We start from the raw sequence: 15,865 nt of genomic DNA, 5'->3' as shown, positions 1-15,865 counted from the left end.
GTGATTTGACTCACACGTGAAAACCTATATCTAAGGTTCCAACAGGCCCGTCCGGGCCATGTGTTTCCTGATGAAATGAAAATCTAATCTGGCCTCACGTGAGGCTGTCTAGGGTGTCTCTATGTCCGAGAATAAACTCGCGCTTTCCGATCTGAAGGCGCAAAGCCCCAAAGCCTTGCTCGCAATGGCCGAAGAGCTGGAAATCGAAAACGCCTCGACCATGCGTAAGGGCGAGATGATGTTCCAAATTCTGCGCGAGCGTGCGGATGAGGGATGGGAAGTCTCGGGCGATGGTGTGCTTGAGGTCTTGCAGGATGGCTTTGGTTTCCTGCGCTCACCCGAAGCGAACTATCTGCCAGGTCCCGATGACATCTATGTCAGCCCAGAGATGATCCGCCAGCATTCTTTGCGCACGGGCGATACCATCGACGGTGTCATCAAAGCGCCGGATGACAACGAGCGCTATTTCGCGCTGACGCAGGTCACGCAGATCAATTTTGAATCGCCAGAGAAGGCGAAGCACAAGATTGCCTTTGATAACCTGACGCCGCTCTATCCGGATGAACGTCTGAAGATGGAGATCGAAGATCCGACCATCAAGGATAAATCCGCGCGTGTGATCGATCTGGTCGCGCCGATTGGTAAAGGTCAGCGGTCTTTGATCGTGGCGCCGCCGCGGACCGGTAAAACCGTGATCCTGCAGAACATCGCGCATTCGATCGAAGCCAACCATCCCGAGTGCTATTTGATCGTTCTCTTGATCGACGAACGCCCCGAAGAAGTCACCGACATGCAGCGCTCTGTGAAGGGCGAAGTGATTTCATCGACCTTTGACGAACCTGCCACACGTCACGTTGCTGTGTCCGAAATGGTCATCGAAAAAGCCAAGCGTTTGGTCGAGCATAAACGAGATGTTGTGATCTTGCTTGATTCGATCACAAGACTTGGTAGGGCGTTTAACACCGTCGTGCCGTCCTCGGGTAAGGTTCTGACCGGCGGTGTGGACGCAAACGCGCTGCAACGTCCTAAGCGTTTCTTTGGTGCTGCGCGGAATATCGAAGAGGGTGGTTCGTTGACCATCATCTCGACCGCACTGATTGATACAGGCTCTCGGATGGACGAAGTTATCTTTGAGGAATTCAAAGGCACCGGTAACTCTGAAGTCGTTCTGGATCGTAAGATCGCCGACAAGCGTGTCTTCCCAGCGATTGATATTCTCAAGTCCGGCACCCGGAAAGAAGACCTCTTGGTCGATCCGAAAGACCTGCAGAAAACCTTCGTTCTGCGCCGGATCCTCAATCCGATGGGCACCACGGATGCCATCGAATTCCTGTTGGGTAAGCTGAAACAGACCAAGACTAACGGCGAGTTCTTTGATTCCATGAATGCCTAATGACTGTCGCATCCGACACAATTTTTGCACTGGCCACGGCCCCCGGTAAAGCGGGGGTCGCTGTCGTTCGGCTGTCTGGTGCTGGCATTTTTGATGCCGCTGAAGTTCTGTTTGGTGAGATGCCCAAGCCGCGAGTCGCGCAGCTTCGGGTGTTGCGGGATCCCACCGGAGTCCGACTGGACGAGGCCCTCGTGCTCTATTTCCCAGAGAAAGCGTCATTTACCGGCGAGGCTGTCCTAGAGCTCCAACTGCATGGATCGGTCGCGGTTGTGAATCAGGTGCTGCGGGTTCTTTCGGACATCGAGGGGCTTCGCTTGGCAGAGCCAGGCGAATTCACGCGGCGGGCTTTGGAAAACGGCTGCATGGATTTGGCTCAGGTCGAAGGCCTTGCGGATTTGATAGAGGCGGAAACCGAAGCGCAACGTCGTCAGGCCTTGCGCGTTCTGTCTGGTGATCTGGGAAAAACTGCAGAGGTCTGGCGTCAGGATCTCATCCGCGCGGCAGCTTTGATCGAGGCGACGATTGATTTCGTTGACGAAGATGTGCCCGTCGACGTAACGCCCGAGGTTAATTTTTTACTAGAGAAAACCGTAGAGAAACTGCGCTCCGAGATAGCCGGTGTTTCCGTCGCAGAGCGGATCCGCAGTGGTTTTGAAGTGGCGATTCTTGGCGCGCCTAATGTCGGTAAGTCTACTCTTCTTAATGCCTTAGCCGGTCGAGACGCTGCGATTACCTCTGAAATCGCCGGAACCACGCGGGATGTGATTGAGGTCAGGATGGACCTGAACGGTCTGCCGGTGACTGTCTTGGATACAGCGGGTTTGAGGGCGACGGAAGATGTCGTTGAGGGCATCGGAATCGAGCGGGCAAAACAACGCGCGGAGCAGGCTGATTTGCGTGTGTATCTTGTCGCAGGCGACGAGGACGTTGAAGTCTCGCTAGCGGCCGATGATATTCTTTTGCGGTCCAAGTCGGATCTGTCAGGCGCAACGGGGTCGGCGATCTCTGCGGTGACAGGGCAGGGCGTGTCTGAATTGGTCGAGCGCATATCCGACACACTTGCGCAGAGATCCGCGCGTTCCGGAGTTGCATCTCGCGAACGCCATAGAGTAGCTATGAAGTCTGCAGAACAGAGCATCCTTTCAGCCATGGGTCATATCTCGAATGGCGAAGAATTTTACGACCTTGGCGCGGATGATTTGCGTTCGGCCGTTTGGGCTTTGGATTCGATTGTGGGCCGTATTGATGTCGAAAATCTCCTGGATGAAATATTCTCGAGTTTCTGCATCGGAAAGTAAGGAGTGTTTCACGTGAAACATTTTGATGTCATTGTTGTTGGCGGGGGTCACGCCGGTTGTGACGCTGCTGCGGCCTCTGCGCGATTGGGCGCGAGGACGGCGCTTGTTACGTTGAAACGATCAGGCATTGGTGTCATGTCCTGCAATCCTGCGATCGGCGGATTGGGTAAAGGCCACTTGGTTCGCGAGATCGACGCACTTGATGGAGTTATGGGACGTGTCGCGGATGCGGCTGGTATCCAGTTCCGCCTGCTAAATCGGAGAAAAGGCCCTGCGGTTCAGGGGCCCCGTGCTCAGGCAGACCGAAAGATATATCGCGAGCGGATGCTTCAGGAAATGGAAGCACAGACCGGTTTGGACATCGTAGAGGGTGAGGTCGCTGACTTCTTGATGGTGGGCGAAGCCGTTCGGGGTGTTCGTTTGGCTGATGGCTCAGACATTCACGCGTCAGCAGTGGTGTTGACGACTGGAACTTTCCTACGTGGCGTCATCCATATCGGAGACGTGTCCAAACCCGGCGGTCGCATGGGGGATGCGCCATCTGTGAAGTTGGCCGAGCGGATCGATGGTTTTGAACTTCCATTGGGGCGTTTAAAGACCGGGACGCCTCCTAGGCTGGACGGTCGCACGATAAAATGGGACATTTTGGGATCCCAGCCGGGCGATGACGACCCAGTTATGTTTTCATTTCTGAACAAAACGCCAGAGGCTCGGCAGGTAAACTGCGGTATCACCCATACAAATTCGAACACTCACGACATCATCCGCACGAACCTGGAGCGTTCCGCGATGTACGGTGGGCATATTGACGGAGTAGGACCAAGGTACTGCCCCTCTATCGAAGACAAGATCGTGAGGTTTGGCGATAAGGACTCCCATCAGGTCTTTCTAGAGCCTGAAGGATTATCAGATCACACAGTGTACCCGAACGGAATTTCAACGTCGCTGCCTGCCGATGTTCAGGAACAATACGTCCATTCGATTTATGGCCTTGAGGACGCTAAGATCCTTCAGCCTGGCTATGCGATTGAGTACGATTATGTAGATCCCAGATCCCTCGACATGCGGTTGTCTGTGCGAGACGTGCCAGGACTTTACCTGGCCGGACAGATCAACGGAACCACCGGATACGAGGAAGCTGCGGCTCAGGGTCTGGTTGCGGGTGCCAATGCCGCATTGGAAGCAATGGGGCACGATCCACTCTTATTCAGTCGAGCGGACAGTTATATTGGTGTTATGATTGACGACCTCGTCACGCGCGGCGTGACCGAGCCATATAGAATGTTTACGTCTCGCGCCGAATTCCGACTGTCACTCCGTGCTGACAACGCGGACCAGAGATTGACCGGAATGGGTATTGAAATCGGCCTCGTTGGAGAAGAGCGCAAAAGTGCTTTCAGTCGCAAGATGGATGCTCTGAATGAAGGAAAGTCTCTCTTGTCCGATCAAACTTTCACTCCAAAGCAGGCACAAGCTGTCGGTATCGAAGTTAATAGTGACGGCAATCGACGTAGTGGATTTCAGCTTTTGGCCTTTCCGAATGTAGAGATGGCAGATCTCGAACCACTGATTTCTGGCCTGTCACGTCTGGAGCCAGAAATTCAGGATCAGCTTTCGAAGGATGCCCTCTATTCGAACTATATCGAACGGCAAAACAAAGAAGTCGCGTCTCTGCGGAAAGATGAAGCGCAGAAGATCCCGTCAGACTTTTCCTATGACGGATTGGATGGGCTCTCGAATGAGTTGAAGCTGAAACTTTCGCGCGCGAGGCCAGGTAACCTAGCGCAGGCAGCCCGTGTTGATGGCATGACGCCCGCTGCCTTGACGCTACTTCTTGCGAAATTACGTCAAGACTCCAGAAGGCAGGAGAAGTCCGCGTGAGTTCCAGCTACTCACCTGCCGATCTCAATGTTTCACGTGAAACATTCGAAAGATTGGAAGTTCTTTCAGCCTTGTTGGTCAAGTGGAACAAGCGCATTAATCTCGTGTCAAACCAAACCATCCCAAATCTTTGGGAGCGACACATCGTTGATTCTGCTCAAATTCTAAGCTGCATTTCGTTGCAGTCACTCACACATTGGGTGGACATCGGGAGCGGTGGAGGATTTCCGGGATTGGTGATCGCGGCCTGCGCGCCGGACCTAGATGTTGATTTGAAAATGACCATGATTGAGAGCGACATCCGAAAATGTTCGTTTTTGCGAAGCGCTTTGCGCGAAATGGGGGTTCCTGGGCAAGTTATTTGTCAGAGAATTGAAAGCGCAGACGCTCAAAATGCTGATATTCTGTCCGCTCGAGCCCTCAGTGACCTCGCAAAATTGTTAGAGTTTTCGGAATTGCACCTGCGCACCGGCGGAACGGCGATTTTTCCCAAGGGTGTGAACTGGAAAAAAGAAGTCTTGGCCGCAGAGGAATCGTGGTCTTTCAGCTGCGAGGCGATTACAAGTAATACGCAAGAGGGCGCAGTTATTTTAAAGATCGGAGATATACGTCGTGTCTGATCCTATCCGAGGCAATACACCGAAAATTATCGCAATTGCGAACCAAAAGGGTGGGGTTGGCAAGACAACCACGACCATCAACCTGGCATCAGCTTTGGCCGAGAAGGGCGCTCGCATTCTGGTTGTCGATTTGGATCCGCAAGGCAATGCGTCTACCGGTCTTGGGGTGGATCCCGAAGATCGGGGGTTCACGACCTATGATCTTTTGGTGGGCGACGTCTCTTTGGAAGAGGTGATTTTGCCCACGGAATCCTCAGATCTTTTCATTGTTCCGGCAACAGTCGACCTCAGCTCTGCGGATATTGAGTTGATGGCGACGGAAAAGCGCAGCTTCCTTTTGCATGACGCTTTGCGGCAACCCGATATGGACCGCTATGAATTGGATTACATCCTGATCGATTGCCCACCGTCGTTGAACCTTTTGACGGTCAACGCGATGGTCGCGGCACATTCCGTGCTGATCCCGCTGCAGTCAGAGTTCTTTGCTCTAGAGGGCTTGTCTCAGCTTATGCTGTCAGTGCGAGAGGTACGTCAGACCGCGAACCCAAATCTTCGGATTGAGGGCGTTGTTCTGACAATGTTTGATGCGCGCAATAACCTGTCGCAACAGGTCGAAGAGGACGCGCGGGACAATCTGGGCGATCTGGTTTTCCAAACGAAAATACCTAGAAATGTACGGGTCTCCGAAGCCCCGTCTTTTGCGCAGTCGGTCTTGCAGTATGATCCGCAGTCAAAGGGTGCGATGGCATATCGCGATTTGGCGCAGGAGCTGCTGCAAAAACACATGATGGTTGCCGCACAATAACGATAAGGAGCTTGGCATGGCCGAAAACAGGATGAAATCAAGGGGTTTGGGTCGCGGCTTGTCCGCGTTAATGGCAGATGTGAACGAAGCTCCGGCTGCGAATCCGTCAGAAGAGGGCGCCCGCCGCCCAGATATGATGGTTCCAATCGAAAAGATTGTGCCGAATCCTGATCAGCCCCGTCGCCGTTTCGATCCCGAGCACTTGGAGGACCTGTCGAACTCGATCCGAGAGAAGGGCGTGATCCAGCCTCTGATCGTGCGCGAAAAGCCTGATGAAGCTGGGATCTACGAGATCGTAGCTGGTGAACGCCGGTGGCGCGCATCGCAGAAAGCGCAACTGCATGAGCTGCCTGTCATCCTGCGTGAATTCAACGACACCGAAGTTCTTGAGATCGCGATCATCGAAAACATCCAGCGCTCTGATCTTAACCCTGTGGAAGAAGCGGCAGGGTATCGGCAGCTGATGGACCGCTTTGGCCATACCCAAGAAGAGCTATCGAAGGCGCTGGGCAAAAGCCGCAGCCACATCGCGAACCTCATGCGTTTGCTTAATCTTCCGGGTGATATTCAAAGCCTGCTCGAAGAAGGAAAGCTCAGCGCCGGTCACGCACGCGCTTTGATCACCTCTGACCATGCTCATGAGATTGCGAGCAAGATTGTCTCCGATGGCCTGTCGGTGCGTCAAACCGAAGACATGGTCAAGAAGTTTGCCTCTGGAGAGCGCGACAAGCCGAAGCCAAAGAAGGTCGAGAAGGATGCGGACACCAAGGCGCTTGAGGGCGATCTGTCCGCGAACCTAGGCATGAAGGTCTTTATTGATCACAAGTCCGGGTCCGATTCTGGCCAGATCACGATCAAGTATAAGGACATGGATCAGCTGGACGAGCTTTGCAGGATACTTTCTGCGACCTAGCTTTCTGTTTCACGTGAAACATCTCTGTACCAAGATATAGGGGCCGCTTTTAAAGTGTGCCCCTTTATTTTGCGTTATTGGCTAGGGCGCGTCCAGATGAACAGCATGACCAATCCGAGTGTGACAGCTTGTATCGCGAGCACATGGTTTGGAACTCCAAAGACCAAGGAAACACCAAAAACCAGAACAACAGATAGAGTGGCAAGCAGCTTCGCCTTAGTGTGAATAGCCCCACTTTGGTTCCAGTCTTCGATAGGAGGGCCAAGTTTCGGATGGGTCGTAAGCCAGACATGCAGCCGCTTGGACCCCCGCGCGAAACAAAATGCGGCGAGTAACAGGAAAGGGACCGTTGGCAGAAGGGGCAGGGGTATTCCCAAAAGGGCGAGCCCTACACAGATTAGGCCAACACTCGTCCAAATATACCGCATATGCCTAGTCCACCAATATCTCGGCGAGAAGAGTATTCAAAACCATACGCCCGTCCTGGGTTGCGAACAGCCGCGAACCTTCCCGGCGCAACATGCCGATTGCTTCCATATGGGAGATGCGATCCTCGTTCAGGCTTCGCCTTGATAACGACCCCCAACGATTCAAGTCGATACCTGATGCAAGGCGAAGACCCATCATCATCATTTCGTCGGACTGATCCGCAAGGGAAATGGCGCGCCTTTGGCTTTCTGCACCACCGGCTTCTGCGGCCTCGAGCCATTTATTGGGATTGCGCCATTGTTCCGTCGCGTGACGTTGACCTTCTAGGGTGAGACGACCATGCGCACCGGGACCGATGCCCGCATAATCGCCGTAGCGCCAATAGATCAGATTGTGCCGACTTTCAGATCCTGGCTTGGCGTAGTTCGAGACTTCGTAACCCTCGAGCCCTGCCTCCGCACAAATCTCTCCGGTGCGCTGGTACATATCCGCGGCTAAATCGTCGTGCGGCAGACCGCGCAGCTTGCCTTTGGCGTAGCGATCTCCGAAGGCGGTGCCGGATTCGATCGTCAATTGGTAAAGCGAGAGATGATCAATCGCCATCGACAGTGCCTCGCGCAGCTCGGCCTCCCAAGCCTCTAGGGTTTGGTCTTGGCGTGCGTAGATCAGATCAAAACTCACGCGATCAAAATGGCCACGCGCGACATCAAAAGCGGCGCGGGCCTCGGCCACAGAGTGGAGGCGACCCAGACGGCGAAGGTCTTCGTCGTTGAGTGCCTGAATGCCCATCGACACGCGATTGACGCCGCCGGCGCGATAGGCGGCAAAGCGACCGGCCTCAACCGAAGTTGGATTGGCCTCAAGCGTGATTTCCATGTCATTGGCTTGCGGCCAAAGCTGCGCAGCGCGATCGATCAGGGCGGCCACAAGATCGGGATCCATGAGCGAAGGTGTGCCGCCACCGAAGAAAATCGAATTCAGAACGCGCCCTTGGGTTTCCGCGCCGACGCGATCCAGTTCCGCCAATAGCGCATTGCACCATCGGGCCTGATCAATCTGAGCAGAAACGTGAGAGTTGAAGTCGCAATAGGGGCATTTGGCCTGGCAGAAGGGCCAGTGGATATAGAGGCCGAAGCCTCCGTTTTGCCAGTCCTCAGCCAAAACAGCCCGCAACGAATTGCGCGAGGGCGCGGCCTCGGTGGCTGATTTTGTTTTTCTCGGCTTTGTCCATTTCCCCGCAGGTGATGTCATAGCCTTCGGGCATAAACATCGGATCGTAGCCGAACCCGCCTGCGCCGCGGATTGGCCAGACGAGGGAGCCGGGCATGACGCCCTCGAAGACTTCGTCGTGCCCGTCGGGCCAAGCAATTACGAGTGTGCAGCGAAACTGCGCGGTGCGAGGCGCACCCAGACCCATTGCGGTGATTTCATCATTGGCGCGGGTCATCGCCATCATGAAGTCGCGACCATTACCGGTCTCGGCCCAATCCGCCGTATAGACGCCGGGCGCGCCGCCGAGTGCGTCGATGGTGATGCCGCTGTCATCCGCGAGGGCAGGGAGGCCGGTGGCTTGCGCGGCGGCATGGGCTTTGATCCGCGCGTTGCCAACGAAAGTGTCTTCGGTTTCCTCGGGCTCTGGCAGGTCCATATCACCGGCCCCCACGACTGTAACACCGTGAGGGGCGAGGATCTCAGAGATCTCGGTCAGCTTGCCCGCGTTATGCGTGGCGACCAGAAGTTTACTGCCCTCGAACTTGCGGGTCATGCAGTGGCTGCCAATTGCGCGGCGGCCAGCTCAGAAACGCCTTTTTCCGCGAGGTCCATCAGCTGGTTCATCTGGTCGCGAGAGAAGACAGAGCCTTCCGCGCTCATCTGGACTTCGATGAGGTTCTTGTTGCCCAGCATGATGAAATTACCATCCACACCAGCCTCAGAATCCTCTGGGTAATCAAGGTCCAGAACAGGCTGACCCGCATAGATCCCGCAAGAAATCGCGGCGACTGGATCCACAAGAGGATCAGATACTATATCACCAGCTTTCAGCAATTTGTTGACCGCGAGGCGCAGGGCAACCCAACCGCCGGTGATGGATGCACAACGGGTACCGCCGTCAGCTTGGATGACGTCGCAGTCCACGGTGATCTGGCGTTCGCCCAAGGCGACGCGATCTACGCCCGCGCGCAAAGACCGGCCAATCAGGCGTTGGATTTCAACCGTGCGACCGCCTTGCTTGCCAGCCGCAGCTTCGCGACGCATGCGCGAGGACGTGGAGCGCGGCAGCATGCCGTATTCTGCTGTGACCCAGCCTAGACCCGAGCCTTTTATGAACGGCGGCACGCGATCTTCCAAAGTCGCCGTGCAAAGCACATGCGTGTCGCCCATTTTGATCAGGCAAGAGCCTTCGGCGTGTTTGGTCACATTGGTCTCGATTGAAACCTCGCGCATTTCATCGAGTTGACGTCCGGAAGGGCGCATGGGGAAATCCTTTGCATAGTAAGCTTAGCCACGGGATACAGGCGGCGGGGCGGCAAGCGCAACCCTCTTTGCCCTTTCCGCTTGCGCCTCGGGCCATCGCGCATAGATTAATAAGCATGAGCCAGCAAAGCGATATCCTGAATGAGCTGAACGATCGGTCGCGCGAGGTGTTTCGTCGCGTGGTCGAAGGCTATCTGGAATCCGGCGAACCCGTCGGGTCGCGGACGCTGACGCGCGAGTTGTCCGAAAAGGTTTCGGCGGCGACGATCCGCAATGTGATGCAGGATCTGGAGTATCTAGGCCTGCTGGATTCCCCTCATGTCAGCGCTGGACGCGTGCCCACGCAACAGGGCTTGCGGATGTTCGTAGATGGGCTGCTCGAGGTTCAGGATCTCGACCAATCCGATCAGCAGAAGATTGACGCAACGCTCGGCGACAACGCAGGCGACGTCGGTGCGATGTTGGATCGTGTGGGGTCCGCGCTGTCGGGTGTAACACGTGGCGCATCTTTGGTGTTGGCGCCGAAACACGAAGCTCCGATCCGCCATATTGAATTCGTGAGCCTGGGACATGACCGCGCGATGGTGGTCTTGGTGATGGCTGATGGTCATGTGGAAAACCGCCTTTTCACGCCACCGCCCGGGCAAACGCCAAGCTCTATGCGAGAGGCCGCGAATTTCCTGAACGCTCTGATTGAAGGCAAAACCCTATCAGAGTTGCAGACCGTGATGCGCGGCGAAATTGAAAGACGTCAGCAGGAAATCGACGTCCTGTCGCGGACTCTGATCGACCAGGGCCTCGCCGCATGGGCCGACGACGGAGACTCGCCGGAACGTCTGATCGTCCGCGGGCGCTCCAATCTGTTGGACACGGGGCAATCCGAAGGCGACCTTGATCTGATTCGAACCCTCTTTGATGACCTCGAGCGCAAGCGGGATATCGCAGGTTTTCTGGAATTGGCCGATCAAGGTGAGGGCGTACGCATTTTTATTGGCTCAGAGAACAAACTTTTTTCACTTTCGGGTTCCTCTTTGGTGGTGTCTCCATATATGAACGCTGATCGAAAGATTGTGGGTGCGGTCGGGGTCATTGGGCCCAAACGTCTGAACTATGGACGGATCGTTCCCATCGTGGACTATACGGCGCAGCTGGTCGGGAAATTGATTTCTGACCGGACATAGAGGTGAGACATGGCAGAGCCGAAAGAAGAAGAGTTTCTGGATGACGTTGCGAATGCGGAGGCCGAAGAGTTTCTGCAAAACCTGGACGAGCTTGAAGACGAAGCAATTGAGCTGGACGAGCTGAAAGCCGAGCGGGACGAATACAAAGATCGCTGGATGCGCGCCTTGGCGGACGCCGAGAATTCCCGCAAGCGGGCCGACAAAGCCCGTCGCGATGCCGAGAACTATGGTGGGTCCAAGCTGGCGCGGGATATGCTGCCGGTCTACGACAACATGAAACGCGCGATTGAGTCGATCACGGACGAGCAGAAAGAAAGCGCATCAGGCGTGATCACTGGTATCGAGCTGACCATGCGCGAGTTGCTGAACGTCTTCAAAAAGCACGGGCTGGAAATGATCCGCCCCGAAGTTGGCGACAAGTTTGACCCGAACCAGCACGAAGCGATGTTCGAAGCGCCGGTGCCTGGTACCAAGGCTGGTGAGATCATTCAGGTTTCGGCCGAGGGCTTTATGCTGCATGATCGCCTGCTGCGTCCGGCGCAGGTTGGTGTGAGTTCAAACGTCGGTTAGCCCCAACACCACATCGATGAATTGCGAAAGCCCCGGCTCGAGAGAGCTGGGGTTTTTTCGTTATGGATTTCAGAAACGCAATTCGGCTCTAGAAGGACAATATTAGACTCTATTTCACCAGAAAATGGCAATTTCTGGGAAAATCCGCATTCGTGCTTCAGGCGGCCAAATATACTCTACTAGCGGCAACAGTCGGTAAATTCGCTCGATAACTGTTTGAAATTAAGCGACAATTCAGCGTTTGACGGTGAAAACGCGGAAATGTTCGGATTCTGATAGCGATTTTCCGCAATTTCCAAAAATGCACCTATTTCAATATTCGATTTTTACTATGCGATTTTCGAGAAAGTCCCCTTCTCAGACGCCCAAACCGTCTGATTTTTCCAAAAATCACTGAACCAAAGCTACCTAAGGCTCGAAAATTAAGGAATGATGGGTGCGTTAACGGTTTGATCGGGGGTGAAGTCCACATGCTTAGACGTCTCGCAGCGCTCTGTTTTGCGCTCATTCCCCTGAGCCTCGGCGCGCAGTCCTTCCCCGAGTACACCGAGCCCTATGTCAACGACTTCGCCTACCTGCTTTCCGTCGAACAAGAAGAGGTCCTGCGAGAAAAACTGAAAGAGCTCCGCCGGGAAACCGACATCGAGTTCACGGTCGTGGTGATCGACAATATGTCGGACTACGGTCATGAGGGCGCAATCGAACCTTTCGCGACGGGGCTCTTCAATACCTGGGGTGTCGGGGATGCGACACGAAACGATGGCGTCATGTTGCTGGTCGCGCGTCTGGATCGCGTGCTGCGGATCGAAGTGGGGTCGGGCTATGGCGATGACAAGAACGATGCGATGGCTGCGATCATTGACGACAAGATTATCCCGAATTTTCGCGACGGCGATTACTTTCGCGGAATTGAGCGCGGCGTCGATGCGATCATACACGAGGTCAGCGGCACCTGGCCCGGAGAATTCAACACCACGTTTCTAGAGCGACTGTGGAACCGGATCGTTTGGGGGCGGCAGATTGTCGGCGATTGGATCGCTGTTCTTTATGCCTTCCTTGCGGGGCTTGCGTATCGCCAGTATCGCAAGTGGAAACGCAACAAGCCGCGGGTTTGTCCAGAAGATGGGTCGCTCATGCGCCGGGTGGATGAGCTAGAGGACGACAAATACCTAAAAGATGGCGAAAAGATCGAGGAAAAGCTTCAAAGCGTCGACTATGATGTTTGGCTCTGCGATCAATGCGACCATCGCACAATCGAAGCCTATAAAAGCTGGTTCAGCAGTTATGGCGCTTGTCGTACCTGCAATTACCGGACTTTGGCGGGGACGACGACGATCATTGAGCACGCGACGACCAGCTCGGAGGGGCTGAAACGCGTCGACTATCATTGCAAGCACTGCGACGACAGCTATTCGACTCATGTGACGATCCCCAAGAAGTCCAAAAGCAGCTCGTCGTCTTCGGGCGGGAGCTTTGGGGGCGGGTCTTCTTCCGGTGGGGGCGCAAGTGGCAGCTGGTAGTTAGTCCTGCGCTAAGCCTTTCAATTCATAGATTAATTCCAAGGCTTCGCGAGGTGTTAGGTCGTCTGGATTCATCGACTGAAGCATTTCAACCGCAGGCGACGGCGCGGAAGGCTTTGGCGCGGGCGCAGGTGTTGCGGCAAAGAGGGGTAGGTCGTCGATCAAGGCCTTGGTTTCGCCGCCATCACGCTCGTTCTTCTCGAGCATCTCCAAAACGTTGCGCGCGCGTTCAACGACAGACGGCGGCAGGCCCGCCAGTTGCGCGACTTGCACGCCGTAACTGCGATCCGCCGCGCCGCGCTTCACGTCGTGCAGAAAGATGATCTCGCCGTCCCATTCCTTAACGCTGACCGTGGCGTTGTCGACACCGTCAAGCTTGCCGGCCAGCGCGGTCATTTCATGATAGTGCGTGGCAAAGAGTGCGCGGGATTTGTTGACCTCGTGCAAATGTTCGAGCGTCGCCCAGGCAATCGACAGCCCGTCATAGGTCGCAGTGCCTCGACCGATTTCGTCAAGGATCACCACGGCTCGGTCATCGGCTTGGTTCAGGATCGCGGCGGTCTCGACCATCTCGACCATGAATGTCGACCGGCCTCTGGCCAGATCATCCGACGCGCCAACGCGGGAAAAGAGCTGACTGACAAGGCCGATTTTGGCGGCGTCCGCCGGAACAAAACTGCCGACCTGGGCGAGAAGGGCGATCAAAGCGTTTTGGCGCAGGAAGGTGGATTTACCGGCCATGTTGGGACCGGTCAAAAGCCAGATATGCGCGTCGCCGGATCGCGAGAGATCGCAGTCGTTGGCCACGAAAGGCGCTCCGCCTTGTTGGCGAAGGGCGGCTTCGACGACCGGATGGCGTCCACCTGTGATCGTAAAATCATGGCTGTCATCAACCACGGGCCTCGCCCAGTTTTCCGACGCCGCGAGATCAGCAAAAGCAGACTGAACATCGAGCTCAGCGAGCGCACGCGAGGCGGTCGAGATCTGCGCTGATGCGTCTAAAACAGCCGCCTTTAAGGTGTCATAGAGCCGCTTTTCGATCTCTAGCGCCGTATTGCCTGCGTTCAGGATGCGGGTTTCCAGGTCGGACAGTTCCACCGTTGTGAACCGCACCTGATTGGCGGTTGTTTGACGATGAATGAAGGTCTCAGACAAGGGCGGCGACATCATCGCTTCGGCGTGTTTCGCGGTGGTCTCTACGAAATACCCCAAGACGTTGTTGTGTTTGATCTTGAGGGACTGGATGCCGGTCAGTTCCGCAAATTCGGCCTGCATCCCAGCGATGATCCCACGCCCTTCGTCGCGCAGCTTGCGCGCCTCGTCGAGGGCTTCGTCGTACTCGGGTGCGATGAAACCACCATCGCGGGCAAGCAGGGGCGGGTCGGCCACGAGCGCCGCATCGAGCAGATCGACCAAAGCGTCATGACCCGTCAGCGCATTCAATGCTTCCGTCAGAAGGTGAGGCGCATCGGGTAACCCGCGCTCGGCAAGCTCAGTCGCTTGAATGAGCCCGTTTCGAATGGCCGCAAGGTCACGTGGACCGCCGCGGTCCAGCGACAGGCGCGAAAGTGCGCGATCAAGATCGGGGACACGCTTCAAAATCTCGCGCAAGTCGCGGGATTGGGACGCGTGTTCCGAAAAATAGCTCACAGCATCCAGCCGTGCGTGGATCGGATCCAGCGACAAAGCGGGCGAGGAAATCCGACGCTCCAATAGCCGAGCACCGGCCGAGGTCACGGAGCGGTCAACAGTCGCCAAAAGGGATCCCGCGCGACCTCCGCTGAGCGCTTGCGTTAGTTCCAGATTTCGACGTGTCGCCATGTCGATCTGCATGGTGCCGCCAAGGGTTTCTCGATGCGGTGGACGCAGAAGTGGGAGTTTCCCTTTTTGGGTAATTTCCAAATAGTCGACGATCGCTCCAAGCGCGCCAATTTCGGGGCGGGTGAAGCTGCCGAAGGCGTCCAAAGAGGCCGCGTTGAAAAGGCCCGCCACCCGTTTTTCTGCCGATGTACTGTCGAACGCACCACGCGACACAGAGGTCAAAGGAACGCCCATATCAGAGACTAATTCACCTAAAACGCCTTCTGAGCCTTCAGCCACCAAAAGCTCTGATGGGGCCAGCCGAGCCAGCTCTGCGCTCAGCCGAACGCGTGGCAGAACCATCACATTCAATGCGCCCGTCGAGATGTCCGCCCAAGCCAAAGCAGCCTCGTCCCGGACTTGTGAAAATGCGGCCAAAAAGTTGTGGCGGCGCGCGTCCAGAAGGGAGTCTTCGGTCAAGGTTCCGGGTGTCACAAGCCGCACGACTTCGCGACGGACGACGGCCTTGTATCCCCGTTTTTTCGCTTCGGCCGGGGTTTCCATTTGCTCGCAAACCGCCACGCGAAATCCCTTTCGGATCAGCGTCAGAAAATACCCTTCGGCGGCGTGATGCGGCACGCCGCACATGGGGATCTCGTCTCCGTCGTGTTTGCCCCGTTTGGTGAGCGCGATGTCCAAAGCCTCAGCCGCTGCGACCGCATCGTCAAAGAACATCTCATAGAAATCCCCCATCCGGTAAAACAGCAAGGCGTCCGGATGCGCGGCTTTGATCTCTAGGTATTGCGCCATCATTGGCGTCACGGCAGGCTTTGCTGCGTTCACTGCTGGAACCCCCCAAGGTTTCGTCCCGAAGGTGTAGCAAAATCTGACTATAGGGTGGAAGACGAATTCTATAACGCTTTCGTCGCTAACAGGTTGTGGACGCCGTTTTCTGTGGATATCACCGATTTCACCGGAGG

The 15,865-nt window shown here is 55.7% G+C and carries 14 protein-coding genes; 9 read left to right on the top strand and 5 right to left on the bottom strand.

Features of this window, described 5'->3' with window-relative positions; genetic code table 11:
• Positions 1-121 precede the first annotated feature (121 nt).
• The 6 genes from rho to HZ995_RS06170 are packed head-to-tail and all read left to right on the top strand — an operon-like array spanning position 122 to position 6,910.
• Positions 122-1,393 carry a transcription termination factor Rho gene (gene rho / locus HZ995_RS06195; protein WP_209357789.1) on the top strand — a complete coding sequence of 424 codons (1,272 nt, stop codon included), beginning with the start codon at positions 122-124 and terminating at the stop codon, positions 1,391-1,393.
• Entirely contained in the window at positions 1,393-2,691 is a 1,299-nt protein-coding gene (mnmE, locus tag HZ995_RS06190; RefSeq protein WP_209357788.1) for a tRNA uridine-5-carboxymethylaminomethyl(34) synthesis GTPase MnmE, read from the top strand. The genes rho and mnmE overlap by 1 nt, the downstream gene beginning before the upstream one ends.
• A gap of 3 nt (positions 2,692-2,694) precedes the next feature.
• Entirely contained in the window at positions 2,695-4,572 is a 1,878-nt protein-coding gene (gene mnmG, locus HZ995_RS06185) for a tRNA uridine-5-carboxymethylaminomethyl(34) synthesis enzyme MnmG (protein ID WP_209357787.1), read from the top strand.
• Positions 4,569-5,192 (top strand): 16S rRNA (guanine(527)-N(7))-methyltransferase RsmG, encoded by a 624-nt coding sequence (rsmG, locus tag HZ995_RS06180; protein WP_209357786.1) that lies wholly within the window; start codon positions 4,569-4,571, stop codon positions 5,190-5,192. Before mnmG ends, rsmG begins: the two co-directional genes overlap by 4 nt.
• On the top strand, positions 5,185-5,997 hold the full coding sequence (locus HZ995_RS06175) for a ParA family protein (protein WP_209357785.1): 813 nt from the start codon (positions 5,185-5,187) through the stop codon (positions 5,995-5,997). Before rsmG ends, HZ995_RS06175 begins: the two co-directional genes overlap by 8 nt.
• Before the next feature lie 16 nt (positions 5,998-6,013).
• A complete protein-coding gene (locus tag HZ995_RS06170) occupies positions 6,014-6,910 on the top strand; it encodes a ParB/RepB/Spo0J family partition protein (RefSeq protein WP_209357784.1) in 897 nt (298 codons plus the stop codon).
• A gap of 74 nt (positions 6,911-6,984) precedes the next feature.
• Here the strand turns inward: HZ995_RS06170 and HZ995_RS06165 are convergent, their stop codons facing one another.
• From HZ995_RS06165 to rph, 4 genes are read right to left on the bottom strand one after another with little or no spacing between them, the layout of a single operon-like run.
• Positions 6,985-7,338: a YbaN family protein gene (locus tag HZ995_RS06165; RefSeq protein ID WP_209357783.1), complete on the bottom strand. Its 354-nt coding sequence runs from the start codon at positions 7,336-7,338 to the stop codon at positions 6,985-6,987.
• 4 nt (positions 7,339-7,342) lie between these two features.
• The gene (hemW, locus tag HZ995_RS06160) at positions 7,343-8,500 is read right to left on the bottom strand and encodes a radical SAM family heme chaperone HemW (protein ID WP_209357782.1); all 1,158 of its coding nucleotides are present in this window, start codon (positions 8,498-8,500) and stop codon (positions 7,343-7,345) included.
• The gene (gene rdgB / locus HZ995_RS06155; protein ID WP_209357781.1) at positions 8,493-9,104 is read right to left on the bottom strand and encodes an RdgB/HAM1 family non-canonical purine NTP pyrophosphatase; all 612 of its coding nucleotides are present in this window, start codon (positions 9,102-9,104) and stop codon (positions 8,493-8,495) included. Before rdgB ends, hemW begins: the two co-directional genes overlap by 8 nt.
• Positions 9,101-9,814 carry a ribonuclease PH gene (rph, locus tag HZ995_RS06150; RefSeq protein ID WP_209357780.1) on the bottom strand — a complete coding sequence of 238 codons (714 nt, stop codon included), beginning with the start codon at positions 9,812-9,814 and terminating at the stop codon, positions 9,101-9,103. The genes rdgB and rph overlap by 4 nt, the downstream gene beginning before the upstream one ends.
• A 116-nt stretch (positions 9,815-9,930) precedes the next feature.
• Between rph and hrcA the strand changes: the two genes are divergently transcribed.
• The 3 genes from hrcA to HZ995_RS06135 all read left to right on the top strand — a co-directional run bounded on the left by hrcA (position 9,931) and on the right by HZ995_RS06135 (position 13,085).
• Entirely contained in the window at positions 9,931-10,995 is a 1,065-nt protein-coding gene (gene hrcA / locus HZ995_RS06145) for a heat-inducible transcriptional repressor HrcA (protein WP_209357779.1), read from the top strand.
• A gap of 9 nt (positions 10,996-11,004) precedes the next feature.
• The gene (locus HZ995_RS06140) at positions 11,005-11,565 is read left to right on the top strand and encodes a nucleotide exchange factor GrpE (RefSeq protein ID WP_209357778.1); all 561 of its coding nucleotides are present in this window, start codon (positions 11,005-11,007) and stop codon (positions 11,563-11,565) included.
• A 470-nt stretch (positions 11,566-12,035) separates the two neighbouring features.
• The gene (locus tag HZ995_RS06135; RefSeq protein ID WP_209357777.1) at positions 12,036-13,085 is read left to right on the top strand and encodes a TPM domain-containing protein; all 1,050 of its coding nucleotides are present in this window, start codon (positions 12,036-12,038) and stop codon (positions 13,083-13,085) included.
• Here the strand turns inward: HZ995_RS06135 and mutS are convergent, their stop codons facing one another.
• Positions 13,086-15,698 carry a DNA mismatch repair protein MutS gene (gene mutS, locus HZ995_RS06130; protein ID WP_209358176.1) on the bottom strand — a complete coding sequence of 871 codons (2,613 nt, stop codon included), beginning with the start codon at positions 15,696-15,698 and terminating at the stop codon, positions 13,086-13,088.
• Positions 15,699-15,865: the final 167 nt, after the last annotated feature.

It is taken from the genome of Cognatishimia activa, assembly GCF_017798205.1.
In the GTDB taxonomy this organism is placed as follows: Bacteria; Pseudomonadota; Alphaproteobacteria; order Rhodobacterales; family Rhodobacteraceae; genus Cognatishimia; species Cognatishimia activa_A.
This window is presented reverse-complemented; position numbering and strand designations above follow the sequence as displayed.